This is a genomic window from Candidatus Nitrosopumilus sp. bin_32a (assembly GCF_054095935.1).
This window is the reverse complement of the sequence record NZ_JBSWSN010000012.1, coordinates 1-24,941: the sequence shown is the minus strand read 5'-3', so window position 1 is coordinate 24,941 and position 24,941 is coordinate 1. Positions and strand designations below refer to the sequence as shown.

The following is a 24,941-nucleotide window of genomic DNA, read 5'->3' as shown; positions in this document are numbered from 1 at the left end:
AATCTTCGTCGGCGGCGTCAGATGTGTATAAGAGACAGGTGTTGGTTCAGGTTCTGGTGTTGGTTCAGGTTCTGGTGTTGGTTCAGGTTCTGGTGTTGGTTCAGGTTCTGGTGTTGGTTCAGGTTCAACAGTTTTTGTAATATCTACATTTTCTAACGATCCAAAAACAGTTTCTAGAAAAAGTTTCTTATCAAAAGATTTGAGATCAGGATATTCCTGACCAACGCCAACGTAAAGAACAGGTGTGGAAGTGACTTTGACGATAGATAGTGCAGCACCGCCTCTTGCATCAGCATCACTCTTTGTTAAAATTGAACCATCAAATTTCACATGTTCAAAGAATTCACGGGCCTGGTTTACAGTATCATTTCCAGCTAAAGAGTCACCTACAAAAATTTTCATGTCAGGGTTTACAACTTTGGTAATTTTTTCAATTTGTTCCATCAGATTTTTACTTGTTTGCATACGTCCAGCAGTATCAATAAGTACACAATCGGTTTTGTGAGATTTTGCATACAGAACTGCATCTCGTGCAACAGCTGCAGGATCTGAATTATAATTTTGTGCAACAAGCTTCAAGTTTAGACGATTTGCGTGTTCTCGTAATTGTTCAATTGCACCAGCTCTAAAAGTATCAGCAGCAGCAATTACAACAGAATATTTTGCTTCTTTTAGCAAATAAGCAACTTTAGCTAAAGAAGTGGTTTTTCCAGTACCATTAATGCCAACAAATAAAATCAAAAATGGTAGTCCTTGATTCTTTTTTTCATTAATTCTTTCAAAAAGATTTACTTCGCCAGCAGAATCAAACAATGAAGAAATGATAGAGATCAAACTATCCTTTACAAATTTTTCAATTTCATTTTTGTCAACCTTTGAACCAATTAATTTTTCTTTAAGATCAACCTTGATTGAGTCAATTACTTCCGTAGCAACATCAGATTCCATAAGAGATATCTCCAATTCAAAAAGAATATCTTCTATATCTTTTTCATTAAGCTCTTTTTCTCCAAGACTTTTCGCTACATTAGAAAATGCGCTTCGGAGTTTATCAAACATAGTTTATCCGGAAGTATGAGGAGGGTGTGATTGTTGCATTGCTTGCATCATTTGATTCATCTGTGCTTTCCCTTGCTCTAAACGAGAAGCAGCATCTTGTTTTTTTGCAGCAGTGTCTTGTAATGCAATTTCAATTTCTTTAATTCTTGCTTCAAGATAATTTATTGCAGAAGGCAAGTCTTTTTCAACTGCAATTCCTGCACCAATATTCATAACAATCTTTGAAGTAGATGAAATTTTTGTTTGAACATATGTACCCATTCCAATCGGAACTAGAGACTCAGATTCAGGATTTTTACTAAGAGACTGGATTGATTCAACCGAAGCAGTTGCCTCCCTCAAAATATTTACAAAAGTGACTTCTCTTTGAGATAAATCAGAAAAATATGTTTCAAGCATTTGCATTTGTTGCATTAGTTGCTCGGCCTGCTCTTCACTCATGTACAACAAACATTTTCCTGATGGTTATAAATTCATTCATAGATTTTAAAAAACTCAATTAGAAACAGATCAAGAAAGATAAAAAAAATAAAGATTTAACTTTATTTTGCTTTAGAGAATCTAGATTCTACTTCATCCCAGTTTACCACATTCCACCATGCTGTGATGTAATCTGGTCTTTTGTTTTGGTAGTTGAGATAGTATGCATGTTCCCATACATCACAGCCAAGTAATGGCACTAATCCTTCAGTTCTTGGACTAGTTTGGTTTGGCATTGATTTGTACTCAACCTTTCCTGAAGAAGGAGTGTATACTAACCATCCCCAACCACTGCCTTGAATTACAGCTGTAGTAGATGAAAATTTCTCTTTAAAGTCAGAAAAGCTTCCAAAGGAATCATTGATTGCATCAGCAATAGATCCTCCAGGTTCTCCGCCTCCATTTTGTTTCATGTTATTCCAAAATAACCTATGGTTATCATAACCACCACCATTGAAATTAATTGCACCTCTTTGTGCTTCTGGTACTGAATTAATATCAGACAGGATGTCAAGGATATCTTTTTCTTGGATATCAGCAGGACATGCTTCAAGAGCTGCATTTAGTTTGTCAGTGTATGCTTGATGATGTTTTGTGTGATGAATCTCCATTGTTTTTGCATCAATATGAGGTTCTAATGCATCATATGCATATGGCATTTCAGGAAGAGTGTATTTTCCCATGAAAGGCTTTGAAAATTTATTCAATTTATTGCTTTAGTAAGCAATTCATTTTTACTTGTTAAATTGATTACAAAACTTGTGAAAATAATAGTAATTTTCTCACTATCAATGGTGCTATTAGGAATTATCATTTCATCTATAGTACTAGAATCTGAAAATGAGTTTAGGACTTATCTGCAAAGAAGTGTACCATTTGTTGGAACAGAAATTCCCAGAATAGATGGAATAGACGGGTCAGGGATCAGAGTGGCAGTGATAGATACAGGTGTTGATTTCAATCATCCGGATTTATTCGGATGGGGACCAGATGGGAAAGTGGTAGGGGGATTTAATTTCATTCAAGAAGGAGAGCCACCTCTAGATACAAACGGTCACGGGACACAAGTTACAGGAGTGATTGCAGCAGATGGACAAATTATCGGCGTTGCACCAAAGGCAAAAATTTTAGCTTACAAGGTTTCTGAAAATGGAGAAGGGGTTTCATCAGATTTGATCATCAGAGCAATTGAAAAAGCAATTGAAGATGAAGCGGATATTATCAATATCAGTTTAGGAGTAAACAAAACAAATGCAAAAATCGAGCGTGCAGTAAACTCGGCATTAGAAAAAGAAATCTTTGTTGTAACTGCAGCAGGTAATGATGGGCCAGGATTAAAAACAATTGGCAGTCCAGGAAGAAATTTTGGATCAGTAACAGTCGGTGCAACATACAACAATCTAACTTCTAGCTTAGTTGCCACTTTGGAAATTGATGAAAAACCATATACAGTAATTCCAATGGTTGGATCTTCAAAATTAGAAAAAGCAATTGCAGGAAAAATAATTTTTGGAGGGTATGGAAAAATAGAAGATTTTGAAAAATTGGATGTAGAAAATTCAATAGTAATCGTTGAGAGAGGGAGTGATGTAAAAGGGGAATTACTGTATTTTTCAATTAAAGAAAAAAATGCAGTAGAGGCAGGAGCAAAAGCGTTAATTGTTTACAACAATGAACCGGGAATATTTTTGGGAGAATTAATTCATGAATTTATAGAAACAGGATACACGCCACAAATTCCTGTTGTGTCCATGGATAGAGAGGAAGGACTTGAGATCATAAAATCATTGAAAGAAAATAGTGAGGGAGTAATGCATCTGTTTTATAATCCAGATTTTGTAGCACATTTTAGTTCAAGAGGACCAGTATCACCATTTTATATCAAACCAGAGATGGTAGCGCCAGGGGCATACATCAATACCACACAAAATAATGCAGGATACAACTTTACCAGCGGGACAAGCTATGCAGCTCCTCATGTAAGTGGCGCTGCAGCATTACTGTTACAAAAAAACCCAGAACTTCATCATCATGAGATTAAATCCCTGTTATTGACCACAGTGAAGGACGTATCAGATGCCTATGGTCAGGGATTTTCAATTCACGAAGCAGGAGGAGGCAGATTAGATATTGGAAATGCCTACAATGCAAAATTAATCATAATTCCACCTAATTTTGTAGTCAATGTTTCATCTGAGAAATCAATTGCAGAACAGAAATTTGATTTGAAATTACTTGGAGGCACATTAGATAATTTAGATATAAAATTTGAAGGTCCAGAATTTATCAAATTTGCACATGTTCTTGAAGGAGACACATTACTTGTCAAGATGAGCATGAGTGAAAAAATATTCGGAGAACATGAAGGGAGAATCATCATTCATCATGAAGATATCCGTTATGTAATTCCATTTTTATTGCATTACACAGAGGGTTCAATTTCTGTAACTCAGCAAAATCAAAAACTTTACTTTGACATTCAACATCCAGAAGAATGGAGTTTTGCTAAAATTTCTGTCATAAACAGTAAAGATGGAACTATCTCAACTACAACTACAACTTCAGACAAAAAAGCATCAATTGAAATTTATGAAAATTCAGAATACTGGATAGATGCAAAGATTAGAGTTAATGGGAATACATCAAATGCTTTTAGTGCAATAGAGATTAATTCGCTTGAGAAAAATCAGGACAGAGCAGACATCCTAGACATTCCAGAAAAACAAATTGGAATAATCAGTGTAATTCTAATTGGAATTGCAGTGTTTGGTTTGATAAAAAGAAAATAACTTATTGTGAAATTTTAGGACCGGCATCAATGATTTCTGGTGAAACATTTTCAAATTTCTCAAAGTTTTCAACAAACATTTGTGCTAATTTTTTTGCAGAAAGGTCATAGGAGTCTTTGTCAATCCAAGTATTTTTTGGATCCAAAATTTCAGAAGGAACACCTTCCACTTCAGTAGGAATATCCAGATTGAATAAATCATCATGTCTGTATTTTACAATGTCTAGCGCTCCAGAAATAGCAGCAGTTACCATTGCACGACTGTATTTGATCTTGATTCTTTTTCCAACACCGTATGGACCACCAGACCATCCTGTATTGACTAGGTAAACTACGGTATTGTGCTGATTAATTTTTTCTCCCAAAAGTTTTGCATAAACTGATGCAGGTCTAGGCATGAATGGGGCTCCAAAACATTGAGAAAATACGGATTTTGGTTCTTTGATTCCTCTTTCGGTTCCAGCCAACTTACTGGTATATCCAGACATGAAATGATACATTGCACCTTCTTTTGTAAGTCTGGAGACGGGAGGTAAAACTCCCAAAGCATCTGCAGTTAAAAATACAATAACTCTAGGATTACCACCTACACTTGGAATTACTGCACCAGGGATATAATCAAGAGGATATCCAACACGAGTGTTTTCTGTTAATGAGTTGTCATCATAATCTGGAACATTATCATTCAATACAACATTTTCCAAAAGGGCCCCAGGTTTAATCGCGTTCCAAATTTCAGGTTCTGCTTCTTGACTTAGGTTAATACATTTTGCATAGCATCCGCCTTCAAAATTAAAAGTTCCATTATCAGACCACCCATGCTCATCATCACCAATTAATTTCCTATCAGGATCTGCTGAAAGAGTAGTTTTACCAGTGCCGGATAACCCAAAGAACAAAGCAGTGTCACCTTTTTCACCAATATTTGCAGAACAATGCATTGGGAAAATACCACGGTCAGGTAAAAGGAAATTCATGACACCGAACATCGATTTTTTCATTTCGCCAGCATATTCTGTTCCTCCAATCAAAACAATTTTTCTTGTTAAATCAATCAGGATAAAGACATCAGTTCTAGTGCCATCGATTTCAGGATCTGCCTCAAAGTCATTAATACATAAAATAGTGAATTCGGGTTCATGTTTTTCTAATTCATCATCAGTAGGTTTGATAAACAAATTACTGCAAAACATACTTTGCCAGACATGATCATTGATTACTCTAATAGGTAAACGAGTTTCAGGGTCAGCCCCTACAAAACCATCAAAAACAAATAGTTCCTTATTATCAACAAAGTCCCTCATTTTTTCAAAGAGTTTTTCAAATTTGCCGCTTGGGAATTGATGATTGATTTTTCCCCAGTCAATTGTATCGTGAGTTTTATCATCATATACAATGAATCTATCATCAGGGGATCTGCCAGTATATTTGCCAGTATTTACAGAAAGTGAGCCTGTAGAATTTACTACACCTTCCTTGCGATCTACTGCCAATTTCACCATCTCATCCACTTTGAGATTTCGGTGAACTTTGGATGGTTTGATTCCAAATGCAATCAATTGTGATGAAAATTTCTCGGTTGCAGCAGTACCTAGTACTTGAGTCAGAGGATTATGCCTCCAGAAACACGGTTGTTAATCCTAGGCTGATTCATGAGTATTCGATCCGCCTTGAGTTTCCTTATTATCTTTTTCTTATAGAAAATTTTTTCTCATCTAGGAACGTATTTATTCCAAAATTCAAGACTCAATTTGTTGACGATCAACAAAGAATTACTTGCAAAGAGAAAAGAGGTTAAAGAACACAAGCCAGACTTTGTCAGACCAGAAAGTTGGCGTTATGTTAGACTTCAAACTAATTGGAGAAAACCAAAAGGTATTGATCATCACCAAAGAAAACAAAAGAGCAGAGGCCGTCCAGGTCTTGTCAAAGTTGGATATGGTGGACCTAGAGATGCAAGAGGATTACACCCTTCAGGATTTACAGATAACTTAGTTTTCAACTTAAACGATTTAGGAAAATTAGATCCAAAGAAAGATGGCGTTAGATTTGGTCATAGTGTTGGTACTAAAAAGAGAAAGGAGATAATAGTTAAAGCAATTGAACAGAAATTCAAAATTTTTAACGCGAGAGTGAGTGCAAGTGGTAGTAAATCTTAAAGCTAAAAAAAGACTCGCAGCCAGAGTTACTGGTGTCGGAGTTCACAGAATTAAATTTGATACAGACCATCTAGATGACATTGCAGATGCAATTACAAGAGAAAACATCAGAAGTCTAATTACAGCAAATACAATTAGAATTAAATCATTTACAGGTACATCAAGAGGAAGAGCACAGGAAAAGAAAGATCAGAAAAACAAAAGAGGTACAACTCAAGGTTCCAAACAAGGTAGAAAAGGGGCAAGAGTTGGCAAGAAAGAAGTCTATGTTGCAAAAGTTAGAGCATTGAGAAGATTATTGAAAATTGCAAAAGACAGAAAAGATTTGACTAATCCAGAATTCTGGGCTCTTTACAAGAAAGTAGGTGGAAACACTGTTAGAAATAAAGCACACCTTAGACTCTTGATGGAAGAGATTATAGAAAAACGAAAAGATTAGAATCGATAAATTACATTTTCTAATTCTACAATTTTGCCATTTTGAATTTTGATCCCCTCATTGTGCAGCATCATAGTTTTAACATGTTCCCCATAGGCATATCCGCCAATTTTTCCAGTGGACATTACAACTCTATGACAAGGAATAATCACAGGATATGGATTTTTGTTCATTATCCTTCCAACTGCACGTTGGCCATTTTTTAATCCAACAGCTTTTGCTAATTCTCCATAAGTTGTAATTTGTCCTTTTGGAACTTCAAGTAATTTTTTGTAAATCTTTTCTTGGAGATTCACAGTTGGATAACCTCAAGTTCTGTAGATTTTAAAAGATCAAGTACTTTTTGTTTGTGAGATCCCAATCCACGCCAATCCAAAAGAGCAGTTTTTGCCATACTGTTTTGCGTTAGAATGTGAGAAAACAATTCTTCATCTAGTTGATCTAATGCATGTTTTGGAATTACTGTGCCAAGAGCATGTTTTCCATCCAATAATTCATTTGTAAATTTTGAAGGATAGTGTGTCCCTCCAAAACAAATTGCCACAGGGTGTTCTTTAATTGGTTCAGACATTACTTTGTGAACTAATTCTGCAACAGAAGCACACAGAGACTCGTCAGTCCATTGCTTTTCAGTCGTACCAATTTCGATGAATATTGATGGTTTCGTCAAAGCTGTGGGTCCGTGATGAGTTGCTTCAATAGTAATTTGAAAATCTAAAAATTTTGATTGGTTCTTCTTTAAAGTTTGAAGATATGTTTTTTGAAAATCAGGTTTTGGAATTGCTACTTGTCTATCATTTCCACCAAATTTTGCAGTGGAAAAATTTCCAGTGCTATGACATGTCAAAGCTAAAACCCCAGACTCTGCAGCATGCTTTGAGAGAAAAAGGAATCCGTCGTAATCATATTTTTCTTCTAACCAATCAGCAGAAATTGCAGGTGTTGTAATTATTGCAAGGTCATAATATTTTCCACGAAAAACATCACCGTCTTGAGTCATTTCTTTAGAAAGAAACTTTGCCATATTATGACCTGCAGGGTCATCTTCAAACGCAACCAGTAATTCCATGAGATAAGAGATATAAGGACACCTTATTAATTTCAGGCAATGAACCCTAAGCAGACTTTGAAAAACATGGCCAACACAATGAAAATGGCCAAAAAACCGGACAAAGATGAGTATCAACAACACCTTAGACTTGTCTTGTTAGGAATAGCAGGAGTAGGAGCTATTGGTTTTACAATTCAGTTTGTCTTTTCTGTGATTACATTTGGTAGATAAAAATGTCTGAGGAAATAAAATCACACTTGTTTGCAATTAGAACCACTGGAGGACAAGAAAAAGTGGTAATGAGATTATTAGAAGCAAAAGCAAATGCAAATCAAATCAACATTCAATCAGTATTTTGGGTAAGTGATTTGAAAGGATATGTTGTAATTGAGGCAATCAATCCTAGCGATGCATATCTTGCAGTTGAAGGAGTCAGACACATTCGAGGTCAATTAAGAGGAGAACTAGAATTCAAAGACATTGAAGGATATCTAATTAAGAAATCAACAGTTTCACAATTAACAGTAGATGACATAGTAGAAATTACAGGCGGACCATTCAAGGGCATGAAAGCAACAATTACCAGAATTGATGTAGACAAAGAAGAGGCAACCGTAGTTTTGCTAGATGCATCATATCAATTACCAGTCACCGTAGACGCAAACTACCTAAAGCTGTCCACCGGAGCTTAGGAAGGATTAAATTTTCAATTTGATTTTGATTTAACATGACAGAACAAAAAGTATCAGCACTTGTAACAGGCGGAGGAGCATCAGCAGGTCCACCATTAGGTCCAGCATTAGGCCCTCTAGGAGTTAACATCATGGAAGTCATCAAAGCAATTAACGATAAAACACAAGACTTTGAAGGAATGAAAGTTCCAGTGACAGTGATAGTTGATACAGATACAAAAAAATATGAAATTGAAATTGGAATCCCTTCAGCTGCTGCTCTCATCCTAAAAGAAGCAGGACTTCAAAAAGGTTCAGGAGCATCAGGAACTGAATGGGTAGGAGATGTAACTATGGATTCAATTGTTAAAGTTGCAAATACAAAACTTGACAAATCATATGCATCATCACTAAAATCAGTTGCAAAAACAATCATTGGGACTTGCCTAGCATTAGGAATCAAGGTAGAAGGAAAGACTCCAAAAGAAATTACTGCCGAAGTAACTGAAGGCAAATGGGACGCAAAATTCCAATAATTATTTAATAAGATATACAGGATCTTTATCGGTTTTTTGTAATTCTACAAAAGTTTCAGTATTTTGAATGCCATCAATTTTTCCAATTTTATCAATTACGATAGAGTGCAGAGCTTCGAGATTCTCAGCATAGACACTAATCATAATATCGAATCTGCCTGTCACTTCTGAGATGGATACAATTTCTGCAGTTTCCATGAATTTTTTATGAATCGAGTCCTTTAACTTTGGATCTCGGTTTACCCCAACAGAGGCCTTTACCCCTATTCCCAACAAGGAATCATCAATCTCTATAGTGAATTTTTTGATGAGTTTTTTCTTCATCAATCTCTTAATCCTACTGTAAAGAACAGAGGCATTAATTCCAAGTTTTTTAGATAAAGTAGGAACAGAAATAGAACCATCTGCAGTCAATTCATAGAGTAATTTCATATCTAATTCATCAAATCGATGCAACGTATTCGAAAAATATGGTTCTGATTTAATATATGTAGGTTTTCAGCAGGTTTTTTACCTGAATTATAATAATTTTAGTGAAAAAGTGTAATTTTTTAGAATTATTGATCAGTTAAAAACTCAATCTCTAAACGATTTTAAGTAGGTTTTCTAGAAAATGATTCGTAATGATTTCAGATTCTCAGCTCGTAGACATGATCAAAGATGCAAGAGCTGCAACAAAAGAGAGGAAATTCAAACAATCTGTAGAATTGATCATCACTTTCAAAGACATAGATGTAAAGAAGGGATTTGCAATTAACGAAGTTGTTCAGCTTCCAAAAACAAGCTCTCCAGCAACTGTGTGCATCATAGCTACAGGAGAAATGAATCAAAAAGCAAAAGCTGCAAAAGCAGATTCTGTTATCGGAACAGAAGAATTAGAAAAATATGGAGCTAACAAAAGAGAATCTAGAAAATTCATTAACAAATATGATTTCTTTTTAGCAGATACCAAAGTCATGCCAGTTGTCGGTAAAACCTTGGGTCAACTTTTAGGTCCAAGAGGAAAGATGCCAACACCAGTTCCTTTTGATGCATCCATTGAAGCATTCATAGAAAGATTTAGATCATGCATCAAAGTAAGAACAAGAGCATCACTATCAATTTCATCTAAAATTGGAGATGTATCTATGGATGATACAGATTTGGCAATCAATGCACATACAGTTCTCAATGCAGTTGAAAAGAAATTGCCAAACGGAGAGAAAAACATGAAAAAGATTTTAATTAAAACCACAATGGGCAAGCCAATAAAACAAGCACAAGAGGTTAAGAAGAAATATGCATGAAAATAGAACCACCTATCCTAAAAGAAAAAGCCAAATGTATCAGCAGTTACAAGAACTACCAAAAAAATACAAAGTTTTAGCTGTAATCAAAATGACAAAAGTTCGTTCTACACAAATTCTTCCATTAAGAAAAACACTTGCAGGTGATGTATTATTTTTCAGCATAAAAGATAAAGTTGCAAAGAAAGCATTTGAGAAACTCGATGTACCAGGTGTCAAAGACATTGCAGACAGACTAACAGGACAATGCATGTTCCTGTTTACAAACATGTCACCATTCAAGCTAAATGTTCTTCTTGCTAAAAACAAAATAATGATGGCAGCAAGAGGCGGAGATCTTGCAAGCTTTGACATCGTAGTTCCTGCAAAGAATACAGGAATCGCACCAGGTCCAATGCTTACAGAATTTAAAGAAGCAGGAATTCCAACTAAAATCGATCAAGGAACAATTTGGATTGCAAAAGACAGCACTCCTGTTCTGAAGGGAGAAGCAATTAATGAAAAATTAGCATCAATTCTAGGCAAATTAGATATCAAACCAGTAGAGGCAGGAATTTCACTATACTCAGCACTAGAGGAAGGAACTGCATATGCAGAAGAAGAAATGATAATCGATGTTGAGAAAATTAGAAACGAATTTGCCCAATTTCATCAGGAAGCAGTGTCATTGTCAATTGAAGCAGGGTACATTACTGCAGATAATGTATTACAGATTCTCAGCAAGGCTGCACAATCTGCACGCTCCGTATCTGTTGAATCAGGATTTATGACAGATGAAACAAAAGAGCAAATTTTACAAAAAGCAGATTCCCAAGCAAAATCAGTTGCCGGACAAGCAAAAGACTACACCCCAGCATAAAATATTGAATTGGTTATTTTTGAAACAAACGCATGTTTCTGTATGCCTCAGATAAAAAAGCAGTAATCGTAAGTGCAGTATTGTTAATTGGAATTGGAATATTCATCGTTGTCGAGTATTTCAAAAATAATGTGTGATTAGGATTCTCTAACCTTTGGCAAATTCCAATTAAACTTCATTGCCAATAGCCTGATTCCAGTTGCGGCAACTATTCCAATGATGGATGCAATCTGTACATCTGCTCCAGATGAAAGTATTGTATAAAATACCACGATTCCAATGATACTTGCAATAGCATACACTTCTTTTACAAATACGATTGGAATTTCTCGAACAAAGACGTCTCGCAGTATTCCACCACCAATTGAAGTTATCATTCCACCAAACAGCATTGGAAGAAATTCTAATCCAACTACTTGGTATGCAATTGATGCACCCAAGATTGAAAATACTCCCAGTCCAACTGCATCAAAAATTAACCATATGCTCATCTGTTTTTTGAATTTCACATACAAAAAGAACATTACAACTCCAACTCCAACAGTCAATCCAACATAGATAGGATCTGAAAATGCGGTGGGGAATCGTCCAAAGATTACATCACGAGTTACTCCACCCCCGACTCCGACTACTGTAGATAGTACGATAATTCCAAAAATATCAGCCTTGTGAAAAATTGCTTTTGATGCACCAGTTACTGCAAAAGCTATTGTACCCAAATAATCCAGAATGCTGATGAACCCATCAATTGGAAAAGAAAAATCCACCATCTAACGAAAATTCAAATCTATCTCTAATTAAGATTTGATAAAAATAAAGATCAAAAGTAAATTTGATAAAAAGAAAGTTGCTTAGCCAAATAAGGAAGACAATCCTTCCATGGCTGCTTCTTCGTTTTTAGGTTCTTCTTTCTTTTCTTCTGCTGCCGGGGCTGCTGCTGCTGGTGCTGCTGCTGCAACTGCCATTGGGGCGGCTTTAACTGCCTCATCGATATTGACATCGGCTAAGGCTGCAACTAGTGATTTAACTTGGGCTTCATTAACCTCAGCGCCAGATGCTTTAACAACTGATGTAAGGTTTGCCTCGTTAACTTCTTTGTCTAGTTTGTGAAGAAGTAAAGCAGCGTAAACATATTCCATTGTATCGAGATTTTCTTAGGGCATAATATAAAACTATGGAGAAGTTACGCCTGGAAATCTAGTTTAGAATTTTTAGACTTCTACAAACAGAATATAGTGTTCGCTTCAGGGTGGCATCAGTCAAAGTATCCATCCTGTGCTTCAAAACCCGCTTTGCCTCGTCTCTTTCAGAACCTGGAGGTAATGATAGAACCGTGTTGATAAATTCAGGTAAAGATTCACGAATCCAACCATCAAGCATTCCATAAATTTTTGGAGGAATAATATCGCATTTATCAACATCAAGATCCAATACCTCAGCAAAATTTTCATGTTCAACTCTGTACACTAAAGCTAAGACAACATTATCAGGAGTTGGATGTTCAAGGATTTCTCTGGAGCGTTCTCCGGTTTTTCCTTGTGCAATCTTATTTTTCAATCCTATTGCATTTACAATTACTCCATTAACACCGACTTTTCGTCCATCAACACCAGTAACTATACCAAAAATAAAGTCGTTAAATTCACCATTTTTTTTAATTGAGAAAATTGGAGTTCCTTCTTTTAGAACAGGTTTCTTACCAAACATGAATAGATTACATTTAGTATTCTATTTAATGTATCATTAATCGACAATTCTTAATATTGGAAAATCGCAGGCTCAGCGTTGGATAAAAAAGAGATTCTAAAAGAATTTTCAGCAGATCCTGAAAAATACTATAATGTCAAATTATTCCAAGAGCAAGGATTTGTCAGAAAGTCTTGTACCAAATGTGGCAGGTTCTTTTGGACTCTAAATGCAGATAGAAATTTGTGTCCAGATGATGGATTGGACACATATTCGTTCATTGGTGAGCCTCCAACAAGTAAGAGATTTGATTATACTCAAGCTTGGAAACAAGTTGAAGAATTTTTTGTAAAAAACAATCACACTTCAGTTTCTAGATACCCAGTAGTTTGCAGATGGCGAGATGATTTGTTTTTTACAATTGCATCAGTTGTTGATTTTCAAAGAGTGATGGGAAGTAAAGTAGTCTTTGAATTTCCTGCAAACCCACTAGTTGTTCCACAAACTTGTTTGCGTTTCAAAGATTTAGAAAACGTCGGAGTTACAGGCAGACACTTTTCAAGTTTCTGTATGATCGGACAACACAGCGTTCCAGATTTGGGAGGGTACTGGAAAGACGAATGTGTTGATTTGGACTTTAGATTGTTGACAAACCAATTTGGAATTAAAAAAGAAGAAGTTGTATTTGTAGAGGATGTTTGGGCAGGCGGTGGCTCTTTTGGTCCATCACTGGAATACTTTGTCAGAGGGCTTGAGCTTGGCAATGCAGTGTTTACTGAATTTCAAGGCGAGTTAGGACAGCACACCACACTTGATCAAAGAGTAATAGACATGGGCGCAGGGCTTGAGAGATTTGCATGGATTACAATGGGAACCCCAACTGCATATGACTGCTGCTTTGGCCCAATTAACCAGAAACTATTTGAAAAAGTTGGAATTGATTCAGACTCAGAAATTTTAAGAAAGTACTTTACAGAAATTGCAAAAGAGATTGATCATTTCGATGATCTAAATGACGTAAGACGTCTTGCAGTAAAGAATGCAGGAATAACAGATGATCAATTAAACAAGATGATCACACCACTTGAAGGAGTGTATCTAATTGCAGATCATTTGAGAACTTTGATTTTTGCAATTACAGATGGCGCACTGCCAAGCAATGTCGGTGGAGGGTACAACCTCAGAATGATGTTGCGAAGAATTAATGGAACAATTAATCGACTAAATCTAAAATTAGACATTGATGATTTGATTGACACGCATATTGACTATCTTAAAGACACCTATCCGGAACTAGATGAGAAAAGAGAAGACGTCAAGACAATTCTCAAGTTAGAGTCTGCAAGATATGAGGATTCCAAAGTCCACATGAAGAAAAAGGCAGAAAAGATTCGTGAGAAAGGTGTGCCAACAGTCGATGAACTCATTACTTTATACGAATCAGACGGCATTACACCGGAATATCTCAAAGAAGTTGATGCAATTTCAGAAATTCCATCACAATTTTACTCGAAACTATCTGATTTGCACCAGTCTGAAAAGAAAAAGGCAATCACAGAACTTCCACTAGAGGAATTACCTGAAACTGAAACTCTATTTTACAAAGACGATCCAATGGAGTTTGAGGCCAAAGTAATCAAGGTCTTTGATGACCAAGTTGTACTAGATAGAACTTCATTTTATGCAAGGGGCGGAGGGCAAGAACCAGACTATGGCAGCATTGCAGGATTCAAAGTTGTAAACGTTGACAAGCACGCAAACATTATCGTTCACAAGCTAGAAGGCGGCGTACCAAAAGAAGGAGACACAGTATCTTGTAAGGTAGATGAGACTCGCCGTGCAAACATTACAAAAAACCATACAAGCACTCACATACTAAACGCATCATCTCGTAAAATTTTAGGTTCTTGGATTTGGCAGCACTCTGCATTCAAAGACGATGATCATGCAAGACTAGACATTACACATCACTCCTCACTAACTGATGACCAAGTAAAACAGATTGAGGATGCAGCAAATGCAATGGTAAAACAAGATCTTACAGTAAACATCGATTACTATGACAGGGGAACTGCAGAGCAGACATATGGATTTAGAATTTATCAGGGCGGTGTAGTTCCAGTAAAGTCAGTTAGAATCGTATCAATTGAGGATCAAGACGTTGAGGCATGTGGTGGAACTCATGTCAAAAAAACTGGAGACATCAAACTGATTAAAATCACAAAGACCAAAAGAATTCAGGACGGAGTAGTTCGTCTAGAATTTGTTTCAGGTCCAACTGCATTCCAATATGTAAAAGACCAAGAAGAAGAATCAAAGAAACAAGCTGAGGAGCAAATTGCAAAAGCAGAACTAGAAAAACAACGAGAAGAAAACAAAACAAAAGCCAGAGAGCAGATTCCGATTTTACTGGAAAAAATTCTATCAGGAGAATCAGGGGAATTTGATAACATTACAGTAAAAAACAAAATTTGCTTTACATCTAGTGAGAACTATGATGATTATTTCCATCAAAACTTTGGAAAGAAGCTAGTTGCCAAAGACAGCACTGCAGCATTTTGTGGAATTTTTGAGTCAGGACCAACTGTCAGAATTATGGTATATGCAGGAGAGCAATCAGGCGTAAATTCAGGAGAAATAGCCAAAGAGATAGCCTCAATTTTAGGGGGTTCTGGTGGGGGTGATGCCAAATTTGCTCAGGGCGGAGGAAAAGACACATCTAAAAAAGAGCAGGCAATAGCCAAAGCAAAATCAATGATTTTAGGATTAACATTATGACAATAGACTGGAATGAGATAGAAACAAAATGGCGAAACAGATGGGCCGAATCAAAAGACTTTGAGACAAATCCAAACGAGTTACCAAAAAAATTCATTACAGTTGCATACCCGTATCCAAACTCTCCGCAACACATAGGACATGGTAGAACATACACACTAGCTGATGTTCATGCAAGATTTTATCGAATGCAAGGGTACAACGTATTGTTCCCAATGGGATTCCATTATACTGGAACACCTGTACTTGGAATGGCCAAAAGAATTCAAGCTGGAGAAAAAGAAATCCTAGATGGGTTAAGAAATGTATACCATGTACCAGAAGAAGACATCAAAACATTTGTTGAGCCAATAAAGATTGCAGATTATTTTCATGAAGAGATAAAATCAGGAATGATCGAGATGGGTTATTCCATTGACTGGAGACGTGAATTTACCACCATTGTTCCAGGGTATCAAAAGTTTATCGAATGGCAAATAACTACACTCAAAGAAAAGGGCAGAATAATTCAGGGGAGTCATCCAGTTGGATGGTGTCCAAAGGATCAGAATCCCGTCTCACAGCACGACACAATGGGTGATGTGGAACCTAAAATTGATGACAAAAACTTTCTAGTCAAATTTTCATTTGGTAAATTCGTATTTCCAATTACAACATTAAGACCTGAAACAATTTTTGGAGTTACAAACTTGTGGGCCAATCCAAATGTAACATACAAAAAAGTTACAGTAGATAATGAAACATGGATAGTTTCCGAAGAATGTGCACACAAGATAAAATTCTTTGAAAAAGAAGTTGTGATTATTGGAGATATTGCAGGTAGTGAGTTAATTGGAAAATCAGCTAACACGCCACACAATGGTGCAGAGATTCCCATATTGCCTGCTGACTTTGTAGAGCCCGGAATGGGGACAGGTCTTGTAATGTCAGTTCCTGCACATGCACCAAAAGATTACCAGGCATTGATGGATTTGAAGGGTAAAAATCACGAATTAGCCTCAAAAATCGAGCCTATACCAATTATTGTCACTGAAGGATATGATGCCATTCCTGCAAAACAGATTTGTGAAAAATTAGGAGTGTCCGACCAAACAGACTCCAAACTAGAAGAGGCCACAAAAGAGTTGTATCTCAAAGAGTTTACAGATGGAAAACTAAATGAAAAATGTGATAAATTCAACAATGAAAAGGTACAGTTTGGACGAGACAAAATCAGAGCATGGTTAGAGGAGAACAATCATTTAGAAAAATTCCCAGTGCTAGAGAATGCTCCGGTACATTGTAGATGCGGGGCTGAATGTGTTGTGAAAATATTGAACAACCAATGGTTTTTGAATTACGGTGACGAGGAATGGAAGGAACTGGCTCGCAATTGTTTTGACGAGATGAACATTCTACCAAGCAACATCAAAACAGAGTTCAAAGAAGTAATTGATTGGCTGCATGAGCGAGCGTGTGCAAGACAGCAAGGGTTGGGAACTAAACTACCGTGGGACAAGGACTGGATCGTAGAGTCGTTATCGGATAGTGTAATTTACATGGCATACTATACTCTTTCACGATTTGTAAATGATGGAACTGTGCAACCTGAAAACTTGACCAGAGAGTTCTTCGATTATGTTTTGTTAGACAAAGGAGATGCATCTCTAGCTGCTGAGACTTCAAAACTCTCTGAAGGCATAATCAATACAATGAAAAAAGAATTTACTTATTTTTATCCAGTGGATTCAAGACATTCGGGTAGAGATCTGGTGCAGAATCACTTGACATTTTTTGTATTGAATCACGTTGCAATATTTGATAAAAAATTCTGGCCACAAGAAATTGTAGTTAATGGCAGTGTAATGATGGACGGTGCAAAGATGAGCAAGAGTATGGGAAATATCATTCCACTACGAACTGCAATCAGAGACCATGGTGCAGACCCAATCAGGTTAGCAATAATTTCATCAGCAGAATTACTCCAAGATGCTGATTTTAACATGGAATCAGTATTTGGAATTCAAAATAAATTAGAATCACTCCTCGATGAATGCTCAAAGGTAAAAGCAGAGAAGATTGGCAATTTGGAGGCTGAAGACAGATGGATTTTATCAAAAACTCAGAGCATGATATCTCAAGTCACAGAAGCAGTAGAGAAGATGAGACTGCGTGAGGCCTTGCATGACATACTATTTTCATTTGAGTCAGATTTGAGCTGGTATCACAAAAGAGCAGATGCCAAAGAGAGGGGAGACATACCTGGAATATTGCATTACATAAATTCAGCACGAGTTGCAATGTTGTCTCCATTTGCACCACACATATCTGAGGAGATGTGGGAAAAACTTGGACATTCAGACATGGTCTCAAAATCAGCATGGCCCGAGTTCTCCAAGGAAAAACTAGATGCCACATCAATTCAATCCGAAGAGTTACTCAAATCAACCATAGATGATATTGCAAATATTCTCAAAGTTACAAAGATTACTCCACAAAAAATTGTACTCTATGTAAATTCAGATGAAACAAAAACCAAAATTTATCGTAAAATGTTGAGCATAATGGTTGGAGGTCAAAACAACATGGGAGTTGTAATGAAGGAACTAATTGCAGATCCTGAAACAACTGATGCCAAAAAGATGCCAGACTATGTACAAAAGACAATCAAGGATTTGCATTCAGAGTCTGAAGAAATTAAATCCATGAAGCTTGAATCTGAAAACTTTGATGAGAAAGAATTCTTAAAATCAGAACTGGTCAGTATTGGTAAAAAGGAATTTGGAGTAGACATTACAGTATATTCAGAATCAGATAGTGACATTTATGATCCAAAGGGAAAAGCAAGACATGCAAGACCATTCAAGCCAGCAATTTTAATTGAATAGAATTAGTCCGAATTTTATTTGAAAATAAAAATTTAAACCAAAGAAATAGTTACCCTTGAGAGAATTAATTTTTCTCAAGTGCGTGTAGACAAAAAAATAGTTCTTTAATAACAAATTGAATCTTTTCAAAAAAATGCATAGTCACAAAATTACAATTAGAAAAACAAAATCTATCTCTCTTTATTCAAGAGTTGAATTATCTCAGTATTGCTCTTCATCCAGGTCTTCAAATATGCATAAAACAAATTCTCCAAGTCATCTACCAATCCCTCTAGTCGCGGATCAGCCCGGATATCAGATAGTTGCTCATCAAGATTCTCTAAAATTACCTTCAACCCTTGATTTGATATCTCTAGTTTCTTGATTGCATCATCTACAGCCATAAAATATCATAAAATAAACTAGATAATAAATTAAATTCTTCAAAAATATTACATTTTAGAAATGGTTCTCAAAAAAGATCTCATTTAAGGGCAACTGACCTCCGCGTTCTGCTGCATCTTCTAATCTTTTACCGACCACTACCATCATGACAATCATGTGGTCTTTTGGCAAATTGATAATCTCTGCCAATTCATCATACTCAAAGCCAACCATAGGGCAAGAATCAAGACCCATCTGTCTGGCTGCAAGCATTATTGTCTGGGCTGCAAATCCGCAAGAACGCATTGCTTCATCTCGTTGATTCTCAGGATGACCCTCATATTTTCTGGCAAGAGAGTTTTTCACTAGTTCTTGTTTTTCTGGAGTATTGTTTTTCCAATAACGTAAGGGGTCTTCATTCCATGCATTTAGGTTCCCACAAAGAACAATCACCAAAGAACCATCTTTTGGCTGGGCCTGATCACGAGCAGCCTTTGAGATTTTATCTTTGACCGTTTGATCAGTGACATAGACAAATCTCCAGTTTTGCTGGTTGTAGCTAGTAGGAGATAGTATCGCCAACTCTTGTAATAGTTTTACATCTTCAGGTGACATTTTGTATGTGCTGTCAAATTTTTTGATTGCACGTCGAGTTCTTATTGCATCAAATGTATCCATAGAAGAACTAACAAGAATTCCCAAATTTAATTGAATGAAAAGGTAATCGAGCTTAAGACCAGCACCAAACAGCACCGATGACAGCTCACCACTTAAGATCAGTAACTAGAGTTATCTGATGACAGCGATATACCTTAAGGCCTGAAACGATTGTACTCAGACGAGAGATTTACCCTTTCTGATTCCATAATGAGATTTTGTTATTTAACCGACACTATCTTTTCCTACTATTGAGAATTTACATGAACAAATTCAGATAGTCTATTTATTACACCTCAAATTCATTGAAATCATCTTGAAAATAGCAGTAATGGGAATGGGTGTGGCTGGCTCTTATCTTATGGCCAGACTAAAGGACACAGAACATCAGGTTGTAGGATATGAAAGAATGACAGAAGAAAAGCACGATTCCATTTGTGCATGGGGAACAATTAAACCGATTCTAACAGAGTTTTGTAAAAAGACTGGAAGAGATTTTAATGATTTTCTAATTCATGATGGCAAAAACATGCATGTCAAAATGAATAACGATGTGAAATTTGACATAGGTCTCAAAGGACTATGCACATATGACAAGCTAGCACTAATCAAAGATTTTATCAAAGATTCTAAAATTATTTACGGTCCTCCACCACCGATTGAAGAGTTAGAAAAAGAGTACGACATGATAGTTGACTGTACTGGATTTCACAGAGTATACTTGCCAAAGTTAGAACAAGATTTCTTTTTGCCAACATACGAATACAAAGTAGAGTACGAGGGCAAGGTTCCATATGATGATTTTTACATTGAACCATTTCCAGGAATGTCAGGTTACTTTTGGTATTTCCCACTAGGGGAGAAATGGGCCCACATTGGAGCAGGAGATTACAATAAACAACACATGAAAGCAACAGACGCCTTTCTAAAAAAACATGGAGGTAAAGTCCTCCAAACAAAGGGGCGTCCAATCAGATTGGCAACACCGGACAGATGTAAGCCATATTATTCAGGAAAAGTAATCGGAGTTGGAGAGTCAATAGGTACTGTTTATGCATTATTAGGCGAGGGAATCATCCCATCAATGCAATGCGTTGAGATATTTTTAGAAAACATGAATGATTTCAAAGCATATGAGAAAGCAGTAGAGAAACATTACAAGGTATATGCCAAAGTCTTTAATTTTGTGCATGCAAAGATTCAGAAAAACTTTAGTTTCATCAAAGCATTGCCAGATTTCATTGCAATATTCCTTTACATGAAAAAGCACGAAGACAGATTTGGAATGAATATCAAAATTGCAGATTTGTTAAAAGTTGCCAAAGCCTAACTGAAACTAACAGAGCCAAACCCTTCTCGATTTGTTCTATTTGATGCCATGTTATAGTCATAGATAGTAGTAGAGTATGCCTTTAGCTCATCTTTCATTTGATCTAAATTTTCTGCCAAGTAAAATCCAGGACAATCACCAGTGAATTGATATGTTGCATGAACTCGTGCCTTTCCCTTTTCATTTTCTAACCAACTTGCAAAAGGATAGAGATAGCAGACTCCAGGTCTGTCAGGATGCATGCTACATCCACCCTTATCATCTAGGAATCTGCATGAAATATGAGTTCCATCCTCTTCTGCAGTCTCATCTGGTTTTCTTTTGAGGTTAATCGTAGTCATTGTAGTAATTTGACCTGATGGTCCAGGTTCCTGATATGTTACAGTGAGAGTTTCTTTTTTAATAAAATCAGAAGTGCTTTTGTATTTCAAACCTTTCCCAATAGTTATCAAATCATCAGAAGTTAATGGTAATCGCCCTTGTCTATCACAGCAATTATGACAATCAGGCCAGAAACATTTCCATAAAATATATTTTTTTTCAGAATTAAGATAAGGTACATGAAATATTACATCCTTAACTTTGATTGCGTAATCAGAGACATCTGTAATTTTACCCAACATGAATTTTCGAAGAATTGGATCAACTGTCCAATCTTTTTCTAATAAATTCAAGGATTCTTCAATTTCGTTTTGGGACAACTATTAAGTTATAACATCTTTTGCAGATGTTATTAATGTTGAGTGAAAAAGGAAAATATGCCTCAGCCACTGAGAATAGAAGATTTGTATGGAGTGAAATCATATGGCCTTTAATTTTAGAAATCAATGATGCAGCATTTTCATTAAAACAATTTCAAGAAAAACGTGAAAAAGTGTGTAAAGAAAAAAATGTAACAATTACAATTCCTTCTAGAGGATTAGCATCATTGATACAAAAAGAAATGTTGAGAAAAGAAGGAAACATCTATTCAATTCATTTTAGATTAATCCCATACATGCGACTAAAAGCAACATGTGATTATGCAACTGCAATTCATGAAATCAGACTAAAATAATTACAACAAATGAATATATTCTAAAACATCAAAATTTCTTCAAGTAGCCCGATAGTCTAGTGGTCAAGGATTCTGCCCTCTGGATCTCAAGAGTGGATAGGCGGAGACGGCAGTTCGAATCTGCCTCGGGCTACTGATAAAATGTTAATAATTTTGTAAAGAACTATCTTGATGCTTGTGCGATACGTTCCAACTCATGTCTCTTCTTTACAGAAGGTGCATTGGAATCATTAGATGCTGCAAGCATAAGTTGTTCGGCCATATGCTCTTCAATTGGTTTTGGATTTGAAAAAGTGGCTTCTTTTACTGCATCTGCAATAAACTTTAGAGCCAAATCGACTCTTCTGATTGGAGCAACATCAACGGATACATGGTATGTTGTACCACCATAAACAATTCTAGTAGTATCTTCAGTTGGAGCAGAAAATTCTATTGCTCTAACTAAAACTTCAACTGGATTTTGCCCTGTTTTTAATGCAATAATATCAAAAGCTACTTTTACAGTGTTGAGCAGTTTAGTTTTTTTGCCAGTCATTCTACCAGTATTCTTTGCATATTTTTTTCCAAAATGCATTGACTTGTTGATTAATCTCTCAACAATGTTAACATCAGCTTTATTGAATCGCTTTAATGCTGAACGGCCATAAGTGTAAGGTAGGATTTGTTTTCTCAAAGAAATGGCAGTTTTTAATCCAGGATCTTTAACCTCAATATCAGACAAATCCCATTTTCTAAATAATAGTAAATTCTTAGTTTCTGCCATTTCTATCTCCTTGGTTTTTCCTTCTTACCAATTACGAGTTCATGTAATGAAGTGCCATTAACTTTGAAAACTTTGAATCTAACACCAGGAATATCTCCCATTGCACCACCTTGTGTTGCACCCATACCTTGAATGTGAACTTCATCGTGTTCATCAATGAAATTCATTGCGCCGTCTCTTGGCAAAAATGCAGTTACAGTTTTTCCATTTTTAATTAATTGTACTCTAACACATTTTCGAATAGCAGAGTTTGGTTGTTTTGCAGCAATACCTACTTTTTCCAAAACAATACCACGTGCTTGTGGAGCACCTCCAAGAGGATCAGCCTTTTTATCAATACCTAATTTTCTTCTTTTGTAAGTGGAGATTGCCCATCTTTGTTTCTTCTTTTTGATTGTAAGAACTCTTCCAGCAAATAATCCAAGTGGTGATTTTCTCATCTTCTACATCTCCATAGTTGCCCGTTCAGGACTATTAATCAATACACTGCTAATATCAAAATATCGTTTTGCAAGTAATCTTGCCTTCTCTGCATTTCTGCCTTCTCTTCCAACTACAATTCCTTTCTTTCTTGGATCTACCATTACTATCGCCTGTTTTGTCCCATCAGCTCGTTTATTTATTTTTACTTCAGAGATTAGTTTAGAATTAAGCAAATTAGACAAGAATTTTGCCGGATCCTCATCAAATTCTACCAATTCAACATTTCTTTTAACAATATTCTGTAATGATTTGATATGAATTCCACCCTTACCAATAGCAAGTCCCATTTTACCAGTATTAACCACAAAAATTACCCTATCTTGTTTTTCATCTTCTACACAATCACGTGCCGTTGCACCAGTAACATTTTGGAAAAGAGACATCATTCGCATTTGATCAGTTGAGAGTTTAATGGATTGTGTCATTAGAATTCCTGTTTATCTCCGAACAAAAATGTCTCATTTAAACTTACATTAATAAAACTATAATCACTCATTTTTTTCCTCAGCTTCTGTATCTTTTAAAATTGACTTGATGCTTGCATCATCTAAAGAAGTAAATGAAATTGTCGAAATTCTAAATTGTAAGCCACATAATCTACCCAATGCGACTGATGTTCCTTGAAAGTTTACCAGAGGTATTTTTTCTTTTTTTGCATCTGATTCAATTTGCTCAAACATTTCTTTTTTAATTGATTGAGACAATACAATTAGCTTGGAATTTTTTATAGAGCTTAAAACTTGTTTAGCCCCCATAGTTAGATGGTCTTCTTTGCGGGCATCTCTTAATGATTTTTCAAGTATCTTACTCATGTGTTATCCTTATTTCGATCGTCTTGCCAGGGCTTTATAGGTTTATTGAAAAATTGTGCTCGGGATTTTAGGAAATCAATTTAGAAAATCAAGTAGAGAACCCAAAGTTGAAAATGCAATACCCACTTCATCAAAAAAATTACGAGGGTTTTGTTTTTCTAAATCTAAAATAAGTACATTTTCAGAAATAGAGGATTCCGGATCAAATGTATTTTTGACATCAGATAAAGAGTCGGTTCTGTTAATATCAAAGTTTGAAGATAATACAATATCTAGATTTTCTCTAGCAGTTTGATAATTTGGGTTTTTTTCCAAGACTTCATCATATAACAAAATTGCATCTTTGAAATTTCCTAGATTTGCAAGTGCATTTGCCTTGTTATTTTTTGCAGGAAGAAAATCCGGATCAATTCTAATGGCATGATCATAATAGACTATTGCCTCAGAGAAATAGCCCATTTTTCCTAAAGCGGAGCCTTTGTTTACAAGAATTTCCACATCATTTGGATTTTTGTTCAATGATTCGTTAAAAAAATTCAATGAACTATCAAATTTGCATAATCGGTATAATGCAGGCCCCATTCCATCATAATATGAAATAGTATCGGCATATGTACTAGAATCACATTTTAAATTAATTTGATTAAGTAGTTTTCCTAATTCTATATCTTCTACAGTAAGATTATCTAGTTTTTTAATTTCATAGTTAGTCTCTACAACAGTGTCTTGTGCAACAGTGTCTTGTGCAACGGTGTCTTGTGCAACGGTGTCTTGTGCAACTGTCTCTTATACACATCTCCGAGCCCACGAGACAGTC

The 24,941-nt window shown here is 35.9% G+C and carries 30 protein-coding genes and 1 tRNA gene; 13 read left to right on the top strand and 18 right to left on the bottom strand.

Translation table 11 applies throughout. The features are described from left to right. The 3 genes from ftsY to ACW9XH_RS09945 form a co-directional block, all read right to left on the bottom strand. Window positions 1–1,059, bottom strand: a 1,059-nt coding sequence (gene ftsY / locus ACW9XH_RS09955) for a signal recognition particle-docking protein FtsY (RefSeq protein ID WP_457760506.1), incomplete at its 3' end; no start/stop codon positions are given. Between the two features lie 3 nt (window positions 1,060–1,062). Continuing rightward, window positions 1,063–1,500, bottom strand: a complete 438-nt coding sequence (gene pfdA, locus ACW9XH_RS09950) for a prefoldin subunit alpha (RefSeq protein ID WP_457760505.1) — start codon at window positions 1,498–1,500, stop codon at window positions 1,063–1,065. Window positions 1,501–1,601: 101 nt separating this feature from the next. Continuing rightward, window positions 1,602–2,222, bottom strand: coding sequence for a superoxide dismutase (locus ACW9XH_RS09945; protein WP_457760504.1), 621 nt, complete (start codon window positions 2,220–2,222; stop codon window positions 1,602–1,604). A gap of 63 nt (window positions 2,223–2,285) precedes the next feature. Between ACW9XH_RS09945 and ACW9XH_RS09940 the strand changes: the two genes are divergently transcribed. Further along, window positions 2,286–4,328, top strand: a complete 2,043-nt coding sequence (locus ACW9XH_RS09940) for a S8 family serine peptidase (protein WP_457760503.1) — start codon at window positions 2,286–2,288, stop codon at window positions 4,326–4,328. Between the two features lies 1 nt (window position 4,329). Here the strand turns inward: ACW9XH_RS09940 and pckA are convergent, their stop codons facing one another. Next, window positions 4,330–5,886 (bottom strand): phosphoenolpyruvate carboxykinase (ATP), encoded by a 1,557-nt coding sequence (gene pckA / locus ACW9XH_RS09935; protein ID WP_457760502.1) that lies wholly within the window; start codon window positions 5,884–5,886, stop codon window positions 4,330–4,332. 195 nt (window positions 5,887–6,081) lie between these two features. Here pckA and ACW9XH_RS09930 point away from each other — a divergent pair, with 195 nt between their 5' ends. Next, a complete protein-coding gene (locus ACW9XH_RS09930) occupies window positions 6,082–6,486 on the top strand; it encodes a 50S ribosomal protein L32e (protein ID WP_457760501.1) in 405 nt (134 codons plus the stop codon). Next, window positions 6,470–6,925 (top strand): 50S ribosomal protein L19e, encoded by a 456-nt coding sequence (locus ACW9XH_RS09925; RefSeq protein WP_457760500.1) that lies wholly within the window; start codon window positions 6,470–6,472, stop codon window positions 6,923–6,925. The genes ACW9XH_RS09930 and ACW9XH_RS09925 overlap by 17 nt, the downstream gene beginning before the upstream one ends. On the opposite strand, the gene ACW9XH_RS09920 is transcribed toward ACW9XH_RS09925, so the two are convergent. Together ACW9XH_RS09920 and ACW9XH_RS09915 are read right to left on the bottom strand one after the other, a co-directional pair. Further along, a complete protein-coding gene (locus tag ACW9XH_RS09920) occupies window positions 6,922–7,221 on the bottom strand; it encodes a methylated-DNA--[protein]-cysteine S-methyltransferase (RefSeq protein ID WP_457760499.1) in 300 nt (99 codons plus the stop codon). The two genes, ACW9XH_RS09925 and ACW9XH_RS09920, sit on opposite strands and share 4 nt — an antisense overlap. Further along, the gene (locus ACW9XH_RS09915; RefSeq protein ID WP_457760498.1) at window positions 7,218–7,994 is read right to left on the bottom strand and encodes a D-aminoacyl-tRNA deacylase; all 777 of its coding nucleotides are present in this window, start codon (window positions 7,992–7,994) and stop codon (window positions 7,218–7,220) included. Before ACW9XH_RS09915 ends, ACW9XH_RS09920 begins: the two co-directional genes overlap by 4 nt. A gap of 39 nt (window positions 7,995–8,033) precedes the next feature. Between ACW9XH_RS09915 and ACW9XH_RS09910 the strand changes: the two genes are divergently transcribed. From ACW9XH_RS09910 to ACW9XH_RS09900, 3 genes are read left to right on the top strand one after another with little or no spacing between them, the layout of a single operon-like run. Then, the gene (locus tag ACW9XH_RS09910; protein ID WP_457760497.1) at window positions 8,034–8,207 is read left to right on the top strand and encodes a protein translocase SEC61 complex subunit gamma; all 174 of its coding nucleotides are present in this window, start codon (window positions 8,034–8,036) and stop codon (window positions 8,205–8,207) included. A gap of 2 nt (window positions 8,208–8,209) precedes the next feature. Beyond that, on the top strand, window positions 8,210–8,668 hold the full coding sequence (locus ACW9XH_RS09905) for a transcription elongation factor Spt5 (RefSeq protein WP_457760496.1): 459 nt from the start codon (window positions 8,210–8,212) through the stop codon (window positions 8,666–8,668). A gap of 35 nt (window positions 8,669–8,703) precedes the next feature. Beyond that, window positions 8,704–9,183, top strand: coding sequence for a 50S ribosomal protein L11 (locus ACW9XH_RS09900; protein WP_457760495.1), 480 nt, complete (start codon window positions 8,704–8,706; stop codon window positions 9,181–9,183). On the opposite strand, the gene ACW9XH_RS09895 is transcribed toward ACW9XH_RS09900, so the two are convergent. Further along, window positions 9,184–9,615: an Lrp/AsnC family transcriptional regulator gene (locus ACW9XH_RS09895; RefSeq protein ID WP_457760507.1), complete on the bottom strand. Its 432-nt coding sequence runs from the start codon at window positions 9,613–9,615 to the stop codon at window positions 9,184–9,186. A 191-nt stretch (window positions 9,616–9,806) separates the two neighbouring features. Here ACW9XH_RS09895 and ACW9XH_RS09890 point away from each other — a divergent pair, with 191 nt between their 5' ends. After that, entirely contained in the window at window positions 9,807–10,469 is a 663-nt protein-coding gene (locus ACW9XH_RS09890) for a 50S ribosomal protein L1 (protein WP_457760494.1), read from the top strand. Beyond that, window positions 10,462–11,328, top strand: coding sequence for a 50S ribosomal protein L10 (locus ACW9XH_RS09885; RefSeq protein ID WP_457760493.1), 867 nt, complete (start codon window positions 10,462–10,464; stop codon window positions 11,326–11,328). Before ACW9XH_RS09890 ends, ACW9XH_RS09885 begins: the two co-directional genes overlap by 8 nt. A gap of 137 nt (window positions 11,329–11,465) precedes the next feature. Here ACW9XH_RS09885 and ACW9XH_RS09880 read toward each other — a convergent pair whose 3' ends face one another. The 3 genes from ACW9XH_RS09880 to ACW9XH_RS09870 all read right to left on the bottom strand — a co-directional run bounded on the left by ACW9XH_RS09880 (window position 11,466) and on the right by ACW9XH_RS09870 (window position 13,035). Then, on the bottom strand, window positions 11,466–12,098 hold the full coding sequence (locus ACW9XH_RS09880; RefSeq protein WP_457760492.1) for a trimeric intracellular cation channel family protein: 633 nt from the start codon (window positions 12,096–12,098) through the stop codon (window positions 11,466–11,468). A gap of 81 nt (window positions 12,099–12,179) precedes the next feature. Then, a complete protein-coding gene (rpl12p, locus tag ACW9XH_RS09875; protein WP_457760491.1) occupies window positions 12,180–12,467 on the bottom strand; it encodes a 50S ribosomal protein P1 in 288 nt (95 codons plus the stop codon). Window positions 12,468–12,525: 58 nt separating this feature from the next. Continuing rightward, a complete protein-coding gene (locus ACW9XH_RS09870) occupies window positions 12,526–13,035 on the bottom strand; it encodes a hypothetical protein (RefSeq protein ID WP_457760490.1) in 510 nt (169 codons plus the stop codon). Window positions 13,036–13,113: 78 nt separating this feature from the next. Here ACW9XH_RS09870 and alaS point away from each other — a divergent pair, with 78 nt between their 5' ends. Continuing rightward, a complete protein-coding gene (gene alaS / locus ACW9XH_RS09865) occupies window positions 13,114–15,792 on the top strand; it encodes an alanine--tRNA ligase (protein ID WP_457760489.1) in 2,679 nt (892 codons plus the stop codon). Further along, window positions 15,789–18,659: a leucine--tRNA ligase gene (leuS, locus tag ACW9XH_RS09860; RefSeq protein ID WP_457760488.1), complete on the top strand. Its 2,871-nt coding sequence runs from the start codon at window positions 15,789–15,791 to the stop codon at window positions 18,657–18,659. Before alaS ends, leuS begins: the two co-directional genes overlap by 4 nt. A 170-nt stretch (window positions 18,660–18,829) precedes the next feature. Here leuS and ACW9XH_RS09855 read toward each other — a convergent pair whose 3' ends face one another. Together ACW9XH_RS09855 and ACW9XH_RS09850 are read right to left on the bottom strand one after the other, a co-directional pair. Continuing rightward, the gene (locus tag ACW9XH_RS09855) at window positions 18,830–19,042 is read right to left on the bottom strand and encodes a hypothetical protein (RefSeq protein ID WP_457760487.1); all 213 of its coding nucleotides are present in this window, start codon (window positions 19,040–19,042) and stop codon (window positions 18,830–18,832) included. A gap of 55 nt (window positions 19,043–19,097) precedes the next feature. After that, window positions 19,098–19,700, bottom strand: a complete 603-nt coding sequence (locus tag ACW9XH_RS09850; RefSeq protein WP_457760486.1) for a nitroreductase family protein — start codon at window positions 19,698–19,700, stop codon at window positions 19,098–19,100. A gap of 295 nt (window positions 19,701–19,995) precedes the next feature. Here ACW9XH_RS09850 and ACW9XH_RS09845 point away from each other — a divergent pair, with 295 nt between their 5' ends. After that, window positions 19,996–21,009, top strand: coding sequence for an NAD(P)/FAD-dependent oxidoreductase (locus ACW9XH_RS09845; RefSeq protein WP_457760485.1), 1,014 nt, complete (start codon window positions 19,996–19,998; stop codon window positions 21,007–21,009). On the opposite strand, the gene ACW9XH_RS09840 is transcribed toward ACW9XH_RS09845, so the two are convergent. After that, window positions 21,006–21,710 carry a YkgJ family cysteine cluster protein gene (locus ACW9XH_RS09840; RefSeq protein WP_457760484.1) on the bottom strand — a complete coding sequence of 235 codons (705 nt, stop codon included), beginning with the start codon at window positions 21,708–21,710 and terminating at the stop codon, window positions 21,006–21,008. The genes ACW9XH_RS09845 and ACW9XH_RS09840 overlap by 4 nt on opposite strands. Before the next feature lie 35 nt (window positions 21,711–21,745). Here ACW9XH_RS09840 and ACW9XH_RS09835 point away from each other — a divergent pair, with 35 nt between their 5' ends. Continuing rightward, entirely contained in the window at window positions 21,746–22,066 is a 321-nt protein-coding gene (locus ACW9XH_RS09835; protein WP_457760483.1) for a hypothetical protein, read from the top strand. Window positions 22,067–22,111: 45 nt separating this feature from the next. After that, a tRNA-Gln gene (locus ACW9XH_RS09830) sits at window positions 22,112–22,199 on the top strand. 30 nt (window positions 22,200–22,229) lie between these two features. Here the strand turns inward: ACW9XH_RS09830 and ACW9XH_RS09825 are convergent. The 5 genes from ACW9XH_RS09825 to ACW9XH_RS09805 all read right to left on the bottom strand — a co-directional run bounded on the left by ACW9XH_RS09825 (window position 22,230) and on the right by ACW9XH_RS09805 (window position 24,664). After that, the gene (locus ACW9XH_RS09825; protein WP_457760482.1) at window positions 22,230–22,829 is read right to left on the bottom strand and encodes a 30S ribosomal protein S7; all 600 of its coding nucleotides are present in this window, start codon (window positions 22,827–22,829) and stop codon (window positions 22,230–22,232) included. Between the two features lie 2 nt (window positions 22,830–22,831). Continuing rightward, window positions 22,832–23,269, bottom strand: a complete 438-nt coding sequence (locus ACW9XH_RS09820) for a 30S ribosomal protein S12 (protein WP_457760481.1) — start codon at window positions 23,267–23,269, stop codon at window positions 22,832–22,834. 3 nt (window positions 23,270–23,272) lie between these two features. After that, a complete protein-coding gene (locus tag ACW9XH_RS09815; RefSeq protein ID WP_457760480.1) occupies window positions 23,273–23,737 on the bottom strand; it encodes a NusA-like transcription termination signal-binding factor in 465 nt (154 codons plus the stop codon). A 63-nt stretch (window positions 23,738–23,800) separates the two neighbouring features. Continuing rightward, window positions 23,801–24,124: a ribosomal L7Ae/L30e/S12e/Gadd45 family protein gene (locus tag ACW9XH_RS09810; RefSeq protein ID WP_457760479.1), complete on the bottom strand. Its 324-nt coding sequence runs from the start codon at window positions 24,122–24,124 to the stop codon at window positions 23,801–23,803. Window positions 24,125–24,199: 75 nt separating this feature from the next. Next, window positions 24,200–24,664, bottom strand: coding sequence for a tetratricopeptide repeat protein (locus tag ACW9XH_RS09805; RefSeq protein WP_457760478.1), 465 nt, complete (start codon window positions 24,662–24,664; stop codon window positions 24,200–24,202). Window positions 24,665–24,941 lie beyond the last annotated feature (277 nt).

What these genes read in the sequence shown, in the direction of transcription:
- ACW9XH_RS09895 (WP_457760507.1), bottom strand. Translation starts at nt 9,615, where the DNA reads ATGAAATTACTCTATGAATTGACTGCAGATGGTTCTATTTCTGTTCCT.
- ACW9XH_RS09810 (WP_457760479.1), bottom strand. Translation starts at nt 24,124, where the DNA reads ATGAGTAAGATACTTGAAAAATCATTAAGAGATGCCCGCAAAGAAGAC.
- ACW9XH_RS09870 (WP_457760490.1), bottom strand. Translation starts at nt 13,035, where the DNA reads ATGTTTGGTAAGAAACCTGTTCTAAAAGAAGGAACTCCAATTTTCTCA.
- ACW9XH_RS09835 (WP_457760483.1), top strand. Translation starts at nt 21,746, where the DNA reads ATGTTGAGTGAAAAAGGAAAATATGCCTCAGCCACTGAGAATAGAAGA.
- ACW9XH_RS09820 (WP_457760481.1), bottom strand. Translation starts at nt 23,269, where the DNA reads ATGAGAAAATCACCACTTGGATTATTTGCTGGAAGAGTTCTTACAATC.
- ACW9XH_RS09890 (WP_457760494.1), top strand. Translation starts at nt 9,807, where the DNA reads ATGATTTCAGATTCTCAGCTCGTAGACATGATCAAAGATGCAAGAGCT.
- ACW9XH_RS09910 (WP_457760497.1), top strand. Translation starts at nt 8,034, where the DNA reads ATGAACCCTAAGCAGACTTTGAAAAACATGGCCAACACAATGAAAATG.
- ACW9XH_RS09915 (WP_457760498.1), bottom strand. Translation starts at nt 7,994, where the DNA reads ATGGAATTACTGGTTGCGTTTGAAGATGACCCTGCAGGTCATAATATG.
- pfdA (WP_457760505.1), bottom strand. Translation starts at nt 1,500, where the DNA reads ATGAGTGAAGAGCAGGCCGAGCAACTAATGCAACAAATGCAAATGCTT.
- ACW9XH_RS09815 (WP_457760480.1), bottom strand. Translation starts at nt 23,737, where the DNA reads ATGACACAATCCATTAAACTCTCAACTGATCAAATGCGAATGATGTCT.
- ACW9XH_RS09825 (WP_457760482.1), bottom strand. Translation starts at nt 22,829, where the DNA reads ATGGCAGAAACTAAGAATTTACTATTATTTAGAAAATGGGATTTGTCT.
- ACW9XH_RS09905 (WP_457760496.1), top strand. Translation starts at nt 8,210, where the DNA reads ATGTCTGAGGAAATAAAATCACACTTGTTTGCAATTAGAACCACTGGA.
- leuS (WP_457760488.1), top strand. Translation starts at nt 15,789, where the DNA reads ATGACAATAGACTGGAATGAGATAGAAACAAAATGGCGAAACAGATGG.
- rpl12p (WP_457760491.1), bottom strand. Translation starts at nt 12,467, where the DNA reads ATGGAATATGTTTACGCTGCTTTACTTCTTCACAAACTAGACAAAGAA.
- ACW9XH_RS09945 (WP_457760504.1), bottom strand. Translation starts at nt 2,222, where the DNA reads ATGGGAAAATACACTCTTCCTGAAATGCCATATGCATATGATGCATTA.
- ACW9XH_RS09855 (WP_457760487.1), bottom strand. Translation starts at nt 19,042, where the DNA reads ATGGCTGTAGATGATGCAATCAAGAAACTAGAGATATCAAATCAAGGG.
- ACW9XH_RS09900 (WP_457760495.1), top strand. Translation starts at nt 8,704, where the DNA reads ATGACAGAACAAAAAGTATCAGCACTTGTAACAGGCGGAGGAGCATCA.
- ACW9XH_RS09885 (WP_457760493.1), top strand. Translation starts at nt 10,462, where the DNA reads ATGCATGAAAATAGAACCACCTATCCTAAAAGAAAAAGCCAAATGTAT.
- ACW9XH_RS09880 (WP_457760492.1), bottom strand. Translation starts at nt 12,098, where the DNA reads ATGGTGGATTTTTCTTTTCCAATTGATGGGTTCATCAGCATTCTGGAT.
- ACW9XH_RS09850 (WP_457760486.1), bottom strand. Translation starts at nt 19,700, where the DNA reads ATGGATACATTTGATGCAATAAGAACTCGACGTGCAATCAAAAAATTT.